Source organism: Actinomyces oris (assembly GCF_006546825.1).
Classification (GTDB): domain Bacteria; phylum Actinomycetota; class Actinomycetes; order Actinomycetales; family Actinomycetaceae; genus Actinomyces; species Actinomyces oris.
This window is the reverse complement of sequence record NZ_VICC01000004.1, coordinates 211,266-223,238: the sequence shown is the minus strand read 5'-3', so window position 1 is coordinate 223,238 and position 11,973 is coordinate 211,266. Positions and strand designations below refer to the sequence as shown.

The 11,973-nt window shown below is 70.3% G+C and carries 6 protein-coding genes; 2 read left to right on the top strand and 4 right to left on the bottom strand.

From position 1 onward, the window contains the following. Positions 1 to 38: 38 nt before the first annotated feature. Positions 39 to 2,036 (bottom strand): restriction system modified-DNA reader domain-containing protein, encoded by a 1,998-nt coding sequence (locus FK267_RS05215; RefSeq protein ID WP_075378672.1) that lies wholly within the window; start codon positions 2,034 to 2,036, stop codon positions 39 to 41. Between the two features lie 411 nt (positions 2,037 to 2,447). Here FK267_RS05215 and FK267_RS05210 point away from each other — a divergent pair, with 411 nt between their 5' ends. Beyond that, positions 2,448 to 4,994 (top strand): bifunctional lysylphosphatidylglycerol flippase/synthetase MprF, encoded by a 2,547-nt coding sequence (locus FK267_RS05210; RefSeq protein ID WP_075378673.1) that lies wholly within the window; start codon positions 2,448 to 2,450, stop codon positions 4,992 to 4,994. Next, on the top strand, positions 4,987 to 6,465 hold the full coding sequence (locus FK267_RS05205; protein WP_141406532.1) for an alpha/beta hydrolase: 1,479 nt from the start codon (positions 4,987 to 4,989) through the stop codon (positions 6,463 to 6,465). The genes FK267_RS05210 and FK267_RS05205 overlap by 8 nt, the downstream gene beginning before the upstream one ends. Before the next feature lie 65 nt (positions 6,466 to 6,530). On the opposite strand, the gene ppdK is transcribed toward FK267_RS05205, so the two are convergent. The 3 genes from ppdK to FK267_RS05190 form a co-directional block, all read right to left on the bottom strand. Next, the gene (gene ppdK, locus FK267_RS05200) at positions 6,531 to 9,236 is read right to left on the bottom strand and encodes a pyruvate, phosphate dikinase (protein ID WP_075378675.1); all 2,706 of its coding nucleotides are present in this window, start codon (positions 9,234 to 9,236) and stop codon (positions 6,531 to 6,533) included. A 726-nt stretch (positions 9,237 to 9,962) separates the two neighbouring features. Continuing rightward, positions 9,963 to 10,409, bottom strand: coding sequence for a universal stress protein (locus tag FK267_RS05195; protein ID WP_075375602.1), 447 nt, complete (start codon positions 10,407 to 10,409; stop codon positions 9,963 to 9,965). Between the two features lie 28 nt (positions 10,410 to 10,437). After that, positions 10,438 to 11,850 (bottom strand): MFS transporter, encoded by a 1,413-nt coding sequence (locus FK267_RS05190; RefSeq protein ID WP_075378676.1) that lies wholly within the window; start codon positions 11,848 to 11,850, stop codon positions 10,438 to 10,440. Between the last annotated feature and the right edge of the window lie 123 nt (positions 11,851 to 11,973).

Genomic DNA, 11,973 nt, shown 5'->3' with positions numbered 1-11,973 from the left:
CGCTCCGACGACGGCCGGCGGCTCAGGGCCAGGGGGCTTTAGAGGCCGCGGTCGGCCAGGTCGTCGCGCAGGTCACCCAGGTGGGCGCCGTGCACCCCCACGCGCCACACGCGCCAGCCATCGGCGTCGGTGACGGCCTGGGCGGCGTTGGCGGCCGACGTCGGATCGGTGAAGGAGCGCCCGTCGGACAGGGTGATGACCCCCTCCACCGACAGGATCGCCTCGTGGTAGATGCCTCGGCGCAGCCGCTGCCAGATGATCTGGGTCGGTTTGCCCAGCGAGGCCGCCACGGCCGCGAGCTCCGCGGTCTCCTGGACCAGGAGGGACTTGGAGGGGTCCCCGCCCAGCGCCTCGGCCACCGGGTCAAGTGCGTCGGCCGAGCCGCGCAGCGGCTCCCAGGAGACGAGCGGCACAGCACCGGTGGGCGCCTCCGTGCGGGACTCGTTGGGAGCCACCGTGGACCAGGCCTGCGCGGCGGGCGCAGCCGAGGAGGCCTCAGGCTGAGAGTGCGCCGCCCGCGAGCGCCGTCCCATGCGGGTGCGCGAGCCGGCCGGGCTCGGGGCTTCGCCGGCCGAGGCGGCTGAGCCACTCCCCCCGGACAGGCTGCTCCCGCCGAGGATGTCCACGCCTCCGGCCAGAGCGGCGACGGCCCGCTCCTCGGCACTGGAGTCATCGGTGGAGTCGGAGCGGCCCCCATGGCCGGCGTCGTCGGCGACGGGCTCCTCGCCCAGGTCGACGACGGCAGGAACGGTCACGGTGTCACCGCTGAGGATGTCGGCCAGGTCCTGACCGACGCTGCCGGCGTTGCCGGCCGCGTCGTGGTCACCGGCAGCGGGGTCGCGGTCTACGACCTCGTGGTTGAAGTCGCCGGGGCCGTCTGCGGGCTCGGCGGCAGGCGCCTGCGGGGCGCCGTCGGAGCTCTCCGGTCCCGGCTCGGGACGGCTCTGCGGGGCCTCCGGCTCAGCCTCGGCACTGTGCTCAGCTTCGGCACTGTGCTCAGCCTCGTGCTCGGCATCGGTCGCGGGTCCATCATCGGCAGCGCCGTCACTAGTGACGTCGTCGACGGGACCGTCGGCGACGTCGGCAGCCCCCTCATCCGGTTCGGGCACGGCCTGCCCGGCAGGTTGGGCGCCGCCGGCCTCCTCGGGGTCCTCAGGCGGGGCCTCGTCCCCGCCCTGGTTGGAGAGGGCATGTACCTGGGGCTGCTCGGCGGTGACGGCCACCGGCTCGAACAGCTCGGAGAGCGCGTCGGCGGCACCCGTTGCGGCGAAGGCTCCCGCCGGAATGGCGGCGCCGGTGTCATCAGCGCCCTCAGCGTCGGGGGCGTGCGCCGGCTCGGTGGGGATGACGATCTCGATGGGACCGGTGACCGGGCTCATGTGCTCGGCCTGCTCAGTGGCGTCAACGGCCCGCGAGCCACTCGAACCGGCGGAGGCAGAACCGGCCAGGGCCGGGCGGGGCGCACGGGCCACGAGCAGCGGTCCCCCGGCGGCCACATCCAGCCCGGAGATCTTCTCCACCACGACGACGATGCGCGACTCGTCCACGATGCGCACGTCCACCTCGTGGATCTCCAGCCCGGAGGAGGCCAGTACTCCCAGCCCTCCGACGACGTCGGGCTCCAGGGAGGCGCTGAGGATCGTCAGCCGCGGTCCGGCCTCGGCCTGGGCGGGCATCGCCTCGCGGAACTCGTTCCAGTCCTGGCTGAAGGCCCCCAGCCCGCCGGCGTACCTGCTGGCGATCTCGCGGCGGCCCGCGGTGGCCGCCTGGGTCAGGCGCGACATGGCGGCCAGCAGCCCCGTGGAGTCGATTCTCTCCAGGACCTCGACGACGACGACCTGCCCGGTGGCGTCCAGGGCGGTCAGGCTCGCTCCGGTCTCGAGCTCCTCCCAGGACAAAGGGAAGAGCGGACGGCGCAGGACGTCGACGATCTGACGCTGGATGGCGACCAGACTGTGAGACAGGGTGATGGCGTCAGCGGAGCGACCCAGGCGCACGGGCAGGAGGTGGTTGCCGTCGAGCTCGTACATGGCCATGGATGGGGCCGCCTTTCCTCGTCGTCCTGCTCCGCGATGGCCCCCAGCACAGGTGAGCACGCACGTGAACGGCTCACAGTCGAGTCACCCACGAACACAGTGCCCAGCCATCCTGTCACGACCGCCAGCACACGGCAGACTATCTCATGACGGCAACGAGCAGTGGGCCGCCACCCCATCACATCAGTCCGCGCACAGTGAGAAAACTGCGACAGCACACCTAGATCGAGGTTATCTCCTAGGGTTGTTCCTGAATCTTGGAGAGACCGGTCTCATGGTCGCATCCGCCTCGAGGTGGATGAGGATGGCCGGGAAGTGGATAAGAATGTCGGCTGGTCGGCTCCCGACGAGGAGCCCCTCCACCCCTTTCGCACCACTAGCCTCCCATCACCTACCGCCTGAGGAGCGTTCATGCCGTCGGACTCGTCCACCACGACTCCCCCGGACGCACCCGAGCTCGCGCCCTCCCCGGCGCCCTCCTCCGCCCCATCACCGTCGTCCTCGCCTGCGGCCCCCGCATCGCGGCCCTCGCACCTGAGCGCCTACGCGCACCGAGCCTGGCGGGCCACGCGCACCTGGCTGGCCTCGGCGCCGGCCGCGACCACCTGCGCCGTGCTGACCCTGGTCATCAGCATCGCCCTGCTGCCCTGGGGGCCCCGGGGGCAGATCGCCCTGTCCGCCTACATCGACCAGCCCCAGCGGGTGTGGACCCTGCTGACCGCCTGGGCGGTCCCCGGCCACCTGCTGCCAGTGACCGGAAGCCTCATGCTGCTGTCCGTCGGCGTGCTGCTGGAGCGGCTCCTGGGCACGCGACGGTGGCTGGCCACCGCCGCCGTCTCCTGCGCCGGCGGCATCGTCCTGGCCCAGGCGCTCTACCCCCTTATCGGCCGCGTGTGGGAGGCCTGGTCCCCCTACCTCGTCCACCCCCCGATCCAGGGCATCAGCCTGCCCACCGCCGGCCTGGTGGCGGCCTCCACCAGCGTCATGCGCCCGTCCTGGCGACGGCGCACGCGCCTGGCGACCTTCGCCGTTCTCATCGTCTCGGCCGCCGTGACCGGGACCGTGGGCGCGCTGGCCCGTCTGGGAGCCGGCGTCATCGGCCTCATCATGGGAATCGTCCTGGAACGCGGGCAGCAGTCGGCCCCCTCCCAGGAGCTGCCCCGGCGCGTGGAGCGCGAGCTCGTGGCCTTCCTGGTGGCCTGCTGGGCCGTGAGCTGCGCCCTGGCGGTGGTGAGTAACGCCGCCGGCCCCCTGGCTGACGCCCGCTACGGGCTGACCCCCGCCATCCTGCCCAAGGACGCCGTCATCTACCCCGTCGAGCAGCTCCTGATGTGCATGCCGGCGCTCCTGCAGCTGGTCCTGGCCGATGGCCTGCGCCGCGGGCGTCGATCAGCGGCCTACGGCACCATCGCCCTGCAGTTCTTCCTGGGGGTGTGCGCGGCCCTGTTCGCCCTGGTGGAGAAGATCGGCGAGCAGCTGCCCGAGTCCGGTCCCACCACGGCCCGGCTCCTGCACAGCTGGCTGCGCTCGGGGCACCTGCTGGTGCCGCTGCTGCTCAACATCGTGGTCATCAGCCTGGTGGTGTGGACCAGGAGGCGCTTCACTCTGGGGTCGCGCCCGGGCGTCATCCACCGCGCCGTCGTCGCCTGGGTCCTGACCCTCCTGGGTGGGGCGGTCCTGACCGTCGCCGGGGGCCTGCTCATGTCTCATGACTTCTCCCCCTACGCGACCTGGCCCGCCCTGCTGGAGACCTACGTGTCCTACCTGCTGCCCATCAGCACCGGCGGCATCATGAGCCTGATCGTCGCGCCCCTGACGCCCCTGGCCTACCTGCTCACCGCGTGGGTGCCGGTCCTGGTGTGGCTCCTGACGATCCTGTGGGTGTGGCTGGCCCAGTCCGCTCCCGCCCGCACCCGGGTCTCCGACCGCGAGGAGCTCGTCGACCTGGTGCGCAGCCGCGGCGCCGGGACCCTGGGGTGGATGCTCACCTGGCAGGGCAACGAGGCCTGGGTCAACGAGGCGGGCACGGCCGGTTTCTCCTACCGGCCCAGCCGCGACGTCGCCCTGACGGTCGGGGACCCCGCCGCCGCCGACGCCGACGTGGCCCAGGCGGTGCGCGACTTCGCCGACTTCGCCACCGACGCCGGACTCATCCCGGCCCTGTACACGGTACACGCCCCGGCGATGGAGGCCGCTCGCGCCATGGGCTGGACGATCCTGCAGGTGGCCGAGGAGGCCGTCCTGGACCTGCCGGACCTGGCCTTCCGCGGCAAGGCCTACCAGGACGTGCGCACCGCCTTCAACCACGCCAAAAAGGAGGGCGTTGAGGCGGTGTGGACCACCTTCCGCGACTGCCCGGCCGGCCGGCGCGACCAGATCCGGGCCATCTCCCAGGCCTGGGCCAGTGACAAGCCGTTGCCGGAGATGGGCTTCACCCTGGGCGGCCTGGCCGAGCTCGACGACGCCGAGACTCGCCTGCTGCTGGCCATTGACGCCGACGGCACCGTCCAGGGCGTCACCTCCTGGCTGCCGGTCTACCGCGACGGGCGCGTCATCGGCCTGACCCTGGACTTCATGCGACGCCGCGAGGGCGGTTTCCGCCCCGTCATGGAGTACCTCATCGGGCGCGCCGCCCAGGACGCTCAGGCCGAGGGCCTGGAGATCCTGTCCCTGTCCGGGGCGCCGCTGTCCCGCTCCGCACCGGCCGACGGCGATGCCTCCTCACGCTTCGACCCGCTCCTGAACCTGCTGGCCTCCGTGCTGGAGCCGGCCTACGGATTCAGCTCCCTGCACGCCTACAAGCGCAAGTTCAAGCCGCGCTCCGTGCCCATGTACCTGGCGGTTCCCGATCTGGTGGACCTGCCCACCGTGGGCATCGCCATCGCCCGGGCCTACCTGCCCGGTCTCAAGCCCTCTCAGACGGCGCGCTTCGCCCAGGTGCTGATGAACCGTGACTGAGGTCGGCGGTGCTGGTGCGCCCACCGCCGACGCCGCCACTGCCGTCAACACTGCCGGCAGCACCGCCGACGTGCAGGCCTCGGGCGGCGTCGTGGACGCTCTCAAGGCCGTCCACATCCTCCAGCCCTGGCTCGGGACGGCCTGCGCGGTCGTTGCCGCGGTAGTCATCGCCTGGCTGTGGTGGCGGCGCACCCGCTACCTGCCCTGGTCTCGCCAGCTCGTCGTACCCGGCGCCGCAGCGGCCAGCGCGGTGACCTCCTGGCTAGTCGTGGACGTCATCTGGCATCCCATCGCCGACGGCGTCGGCTGGTTCGTGTGGACCTGGGTGGGAGTCATCGGTCTCGTCATCGCCCAGCTGGTCACCGGCAACCGCACCGAGGGGCGCCACCAGGCGGTGCATTCACGCAACCGCCGCCTGGTACGCGCCACGGAGTCCGCCTCCAGCCTCGTGGCCGTGGTGGCCTCCTCGCTGCTGGCCATCAACACCTTCTTCGCCTCCTACCCGACCCTGGCATCGGTCCTGGGCTACGGGGTGGCGACCACACCACTCAACCGTCTGCAGGGCGCCGCGGCCCAGTCGCCGGCACCCGTGCGCGGCCACGGGACGCTGGAGGAGACCTGGAGGCCGCCGTCGGACATGCCCGCCCGCGGCCAGGCGGTCACCGCCGACATCCCGGCCGGCGACCAGTCCGGGACGAAGGGCTTCACGCCGCGAGGGGCCTTCATCTACCTGCCGCCGGCCTACCTGAGCTCACAGCGCCCGGCCCTGCCGGTCCTCGTCCTGCTCACCGGGCAGCCGGGAAGCCCGTCGGACTGGTTCGAGCTGGGGAACCTGAAGGACACGATGGACGCCTACGCGGCCAACCACCACGGCCTGGCCCCGGTGGTCGTCGTCGCCGACCTCCTGGGCAGCCCGTACGCCAATCCCCTGTGCTCCGACACCGAGGCCGGCGGCAAGGTGGCCACCTACCTGGACAAGGACGTCCCGGCCTGGATCAGGGCGAACCTGCAGGTCGACGACGACCCCGCCCACTGGGCGGTGGCCGGCCTGTCCAACGGGGGCACCTGCGCGATGCAGGTCGTCACCCGCTCACCGGGCGTCTACCGCACCTTCCTGGCTATCAGTGCCGAGGAGCACCCCACGCTGGGCAGTGTGGAGCGCACCATCTCCGAGGGCTTCGGCGGAGACCGTGCCGCCTACGAGGCCAACGATCCGATCTCCCTGATGTCCACCGCCCCACCCGGCCGCTACGACGGCATCGCCGGCATCGTGTCGGTGGGCCGCCAGGACACCAGCTACCGCGGGGCCGTGCCCGTCCTGGCCGAGGCCGCCACGAATGCCGGAATGACCGTGAGCACCCGCCAGTACGACGGCGCCCACACCTGGGCCGTGTGGGGGCCGGCGCTGGCCGACCAGGTCGACTGGCTGGGCGGGCGACTCGGTATCGCCTCGCCGTCGCCGGTCTCCTGATCCCAGCCCGGCCCCACGACACTGCTGGTCTGCGGACCTCGCTACTCGGTTACCCGGTTACTCGGCTACTCAGCCTTGTCCGCGACGGCCGCGCGCCCGGCCTCCAGGCGGGCCACCGGCACCCGGAAGGGCGAGCAGGAGACGTAGTCCAGACCCACCCGGTGGAAGAAGCCGATGGACTCAGGGTCCCCGCCGTGCTCACCGCACACGCCCATCTTCATCGTCGGCTTGGTGGAGCGGCCGCCCTCGACGCCCAGGCGCACCATGCCGCCCACGCCGTCGGCGTCGATGGTCTCGAAGGGGGAGACCCCGAAGATGCCGTCGTCGATGTAGCGGCCCACGAAGGAGCCCTCGACGTCGTCACGCGAGAAGCCCCAGGTGGTCTGGGTCAGGTCGTTGGTGCCGAAGGAGAAGAAGTCGGCCTCCTCGGCGACGTGGGCGGCGGTGACGGCAGCGCGCGGCAGCTCGATCATGCAGCCCACCGGGAAGTCGAGGGCGTAGCCGGAGGCCTGGGAGACCTCCTGCAGCACGTGCTCCACGCGCTCGCGCGCCAGCTGGAGCTCACGCACCGACCCGATGAGCGGGATCATGATCTCGGGGTGCGGGTCGCCGCCGGCCTTGAGGCGCTCGACGGCGGCCTCGGCGATGGCGCGCACCTGGAGCTCGATGAGGCCCGGCATGGTCAGCAGCAGGCGGACCCCGCGCAGGCCGAGCATCGGGTTGGCCTCGTGGCTCTTGCGCACCACGGCCAGGAGCTCCTCGTCGGCCGGGTCCAGCTCGCCGCGCTCGCGGTCGACGGCCACCTTGACGCTCAGCTCGGTCAGGTCCGGCAGGAACTCGTGCAGCGGCGGGTCGATGAGGCGCACCGTCATGGGCTTGCCGTTCATCGTCTCGAACATCTGGATGAAGTCGCCCTTCTGCAGCGGCAGGAGGGCGGCCAGGGCGGCCTCGCGCTCGGCGTCGGAGGAGGCCAGGATGAGGTTCTGGACGAACTGCTTGCGCTCGCCCAGGAACATGTGCTCGGTGCGGCACAGCCCCACGCCCTGGGCGCCGCGGTGGATGGCGTGGCGGGCGTCGTCGGGGGTGTCGGCGTTGGCGCGCACCTCGAGGCGGCGGACCGCATCGGCGTGGCGCATGAGGCGGTCCACGGCGGTGACGAGCTCGCGGGTGTCGTCGTCGCCGGCCGCCTTGAGCGCCTCGTCCAGGCCGCGGCGCAGGTAGGTCATGACCGGGGAGTCGACGACGCCGACCTCACCGAGGAAGACCTCACCGGTGGTGCCGTCGATGGCGATGATGTCCTCACTGGTGAGGACATCATCGCGCCCCGCGATGCGCAGGGTCTTGCCGGCGGAGTCGACCTCGAGGGCCTCGGCACCGCACACGCAGGTCTTGCCCATGCCGCGGGCGACGACGGCGGCGTGGCTGGTCTTGCCGCCGCGGGCCGTGAGCACGCCGGCGGCCGCGACCATGCCGGGAAGGTCGTCGGGGTTGGTCTCACGGCGCACGAGGATGACGGAGTCACCCTTCTCGGCGCGGGAGACGGCCTCATCGTTGTCGAAGGCAATGTAGCCCACGGCGGCACCCGGGGAGGCGGCCATGGCGCGGGTGAGCAGGTCGCGGCTGGAGTCGTCGTCGAACTGGGGGAACATCAGCTGGGTGAGCTGCTCGCCGGAGACGCGCGTGAGGGCCTCATCCATGGTGATGAGCTTTTCGTCCACGAGCTGGGTGGCCACGCGGAAGGCGGCCGCGGCGGTGCGCTTGCCCACGCGGGTCTGGAGCATCCACAGCTTGCCGCGCTCGATGGTGAACTCGATGTCGCACAGGTCGCGGTAGTGGGTCTCCAGGCGGCGCATGATGGAGCGCAGCTCGTCGTAGGAGGCCTTGTCCAGGCGCTCGAGGTCGGCCAGGGACAGGGTGTTGCGGATGCCGGCGACGACGTCCTCGCCCTGGGCGTTGACGAGGTAGTCGCCGTAGACGCCGGTGCGCCCGGTGGAGGGGTCGCGGGTGAAGCACACGCCGGTGCCGGAGGTCTCCCCCATGTTGCCGAACACCATGGTGCACACGTTGACCGCGGTGCCCAGGTCGTGCGGGATCTTCTCGCGGCGGCGGTAGATGTGGGCGCGCTCGGTGTTCCAGGAGCGGAAGACGGCCTCGGTGGCCATGTCCAGCTGGGAGCGGGGGTCCTGCGGGAAGTCGATGCCCGCGTGCTCCTTGACGATGGCCTTGTACTCCTCCACCAGCTCCTGGAGGGCGTCCACGGGGAGCTCGTAGTCCATGGAGACGCCCCGCGCGTCCTTCTTGGCGTCCAGGGCGTCGGAGAAGTGGTCGCCGTCGATGTCCAGGACGGTCTTGCCGAACATCTGGATGAGGCGGCGGTAGGAGTCCCAGGCGAAGCGCTCATCGGAGCTGGCGGCGGCCAGGCCCTTGACGGAGACGTCGTTGAGGCCGATGTTGAGGACGGTCTCCATCATGCCGGGCATGGAGAACTTGGCGCCGCTTCGCACTGAGACGAGCAGGGGGTCCTCGGCGGCGCCGAGCTCGCGCCCCAGCTCCTCCTCCACGCCGCGCAGGGCGGTAGTGACCTGGACCGAGAGCTCCTCGGGGACCTCGCCACTGGCCAGGTAGGCGCGGCAGGCGTCGGTGGTGATGGTGAAGCCGGGGGGAACAGGGAGATCCAGCCGGGTCATCTCCGCCAGGTTGGCTCCCTTGCCTCCCAGGAGATCCTTCTGGTCCTTGTCACCCTCGCTGAAGCGGTACACGTACCTGGGCATCGATGCCCCTTTCTGATTCGGGTCGTTCTCGGGTCTGCCTCAGATCGTCCTGATGCAGGCGTGACGCGGCGACGCGTCGTTCACGATATGACTCTAGTGTGACTTCAGTCCTAGACCAAACACGCCGACTCCAGCGCGCCTCCTCCCGGCGCGCCCGCCGACGCCGCGGGGCTCGGCGGCATGGGCGGCCGACGTCGAGGGGAGGAGATTCAGGGAACGCCGAGCGCCGCGTCCCGGAGCGGGTCGGGGCGCGGGGCCACCCGGGCAGACGCAGCGCCACCATGCGCCCAGCCCGGCCCCACGTATCACAGGAGTTACGACAACTGCTCAAAACGGGTTCTTCGTGTCGTGGGGATGGGGTTGTGCGGGGCTTTCCTCGTCGGGGTCTCGGGGTACGTGGTCGTACGCGATCCCACCCGGTCGTACGTAAAACCGCGTGGTCGTACCCCCAGCGCACGCGGTCGTACGTAAAACCGCGCGGTCGTACCTTAGAGCCCCTCTAAGGTACGACCGCGCGCCGCCGGGTACGACCACGCGACGCCGAGTACGACCGCGCAGGACCCCGAGACGCCGAACCACCGGCACCCGCTCACCCCGACCACGCCCTCACACACGAAGAACCTCAAAACATAGCGGCGGATGCCCGCCACACTTCCGCGTGGCGGGCATCCGCCGCCGGTCCGATCGCGCAGGATCCGACGCGTGCGTCCGACGTCTATCCGGCGACTAGGGAACGACGACGAGGACGTCGCACTTCGACTTGCGGAGCACCTGGACGGAGACGGCTCCGAAGATACGGCCGAACAGCGAATCGACGCCTTTGGATCCGACGATGACGAGGTCCGCCTCGGTCTCCAAGGTGACGAGGGTGACGGCATTGACCGCCGTGCCCTCGACGACGACGCCCTGGGCGAGGGCGACGCCGCGCTCAACGGCGGTATCACGCGCCTTCTCGACGACGGCGTAGGCCTGGTCCTCGGTGAGCCCGACCCGCACATCGGCGACGGGGGCGGACTCGTTGATGCGAGCCTTGTCCCGCGCCGAGACGGGGTCGAAGCCGGCGACGAGGAGAAGAGCGGCGCCGCACAGGCGAGCCATCTCGCAGGCGCGATCGATGACGTGGGTGTTCGCCTCGACATCGCCGACTCCGGCGACAATGGTGGTATAGGTCACGGATGACATCCTTTCGTGGGGCACCCGGTCAGGCCACGGCAGTCTCAGTGGCGGACACGGCGGCGGCGCGCACCCGCGGGTCCGCGTCCTTGACGGTGTCGATCCACTCGATGAGCAGACTGGCGATGACGAGGAAGACTGCGACGAAGAGCATGGCGTTGACCGGGTGATCGCCGAGCAGGTGCTTGTAAATGGGACCGAAGGTGAGGGTCTGGAGGAACTGGGGGATGACGATCATCATATTGATAACGCCCATGTAGACGCCTCGGCGCTCCTTGCGGATCATCTCAATGGCCATGATGTAGGGTACGCCCGTAATAGAAGCCCAGGCCACACCAATGCCGATCATGGGCAGGTAGAGGACCGCGGTGTGGCCGGGGCTGCCGATGCGGGTGAGCAGGACCAGGCAGACGGCGGCGAGGCACAGCGCCGCGGTGTGGACGTGCTTGGGGCCGATGCGGTTGGCCAGTCGCGCCAGGAAGAGGGCGACGACCGTGCAGGAGACGTAGTAGACGACCATGAGCCCGGTGGCGAAGCCGGAGGCGTTGTTGAAGGCCTCGGTCTTGGCGTACCCCGGGTCGGACAGGTTCACGCCGAAGTAGGTGACGGCGCACATGAGGCCCAGGTACTGCCAGAAGACGTTCATGGCGTACCACTGGAAGAGGTAGACCAGGGCCATCTTCTTCAGGCCGCGGGGCATCTCGACGATGGCGACGCCGATGTCCTTGACGAAGCCGAAGGGGCCCTCCTCCCGCTTCTTGCGCTCGAGCTCGACCAAGCCCTCCGGCGTGGGCGGCAGCTCCTTGGTGGAGAGCACCGAGATGAGCACCGAGCCGATGGAGCACACCGAGCCCACCATGAAGGCGCCGAAGACCCAGTAGGGGATGCCGGCGGCGGTGGCGCCCGCCAGGGTCTTCTCCAGAACGACGAGGGTCCCGGCGGCCAGGGCCGAGCCGGCGCCGATGAACAGGGACTGGGCGAGGAAGCCCTTGGCGAGCTGCTTGGAGGGCAGGCGGTCGCCGATGAAGGCCCGGTAGGGCTCCATGGCCGTGTTGTTCGAGACGTCCAGCAGCCACAGGCACAGCACCGCCATCCACACGGCGGTGACGAAGGGCATGAGGAACAGGAACACGGAGCAGCCGACGGCCCCGATCAGGAAGAAGGGCTTACGGCGTCCCCACTTCTCGCTCCAGGTCCGGTCCGAGAGCGCCCCGATGAGCGGTTGGACGAGCAGGCCGGTGACGGGTCCGGCCAGATTGAGGATGGGGATCTCGTCAGCGGAAGCCCCGAGGAACTGGTAAATGGGCGACATGGCGTTCTGCTGCATGCCGAAGGAGTACTGGATGCCGAAGAATCCGACGTTCATCAGCAGGATCTGAGCAGTGCTCATCATGGGCTTGTGCGCGATGTCCGCCGCGCTATTCTGGGAAGTCTGTGCCATAGGTCATCCTTGTCCTGGGTCCTGTGGAACTCTGTCGACGCCGCCCGAGACGGACGCCGCACTTCCTGCCCGAGAGAACGCTGTACGGGACGGCGGGGATCTCAGGAAGTCAAGCAGGTCAAT

Excerpts from the sequence above, each read along its gene's own strand:
- FK267_RS05215 (WP_075378672.1), bottom strand. The coding sequence starts at position 2,036 with ATGGCCATGTACGAGCTCGACGGCAACCACCTCCTGCCCGTGCGCCTG.
- ppdK (WP_075378675.1), bottom strand. The coding sequence starts at position 9,236 with ATGCCCAGGTACGTGTACCGCTTCAGCGAGGGTGACAAGGACCAGAAG.
- FK267_RS05190 (WP_075378676.1), bottom strand. The coding sequence starts at position 11,850 with ATGGCACAGACTTCCCAGAATAGCGCGGCGGACATCGCGCACAAGCCC.
- FK267_RS05210 (WP_075378673.1), top strand. The coding sequence starts at position 2,448 with ATGCCGTCGGACTCGTCCACCACGACTCCCCCGGACGCACCCGAGCTC.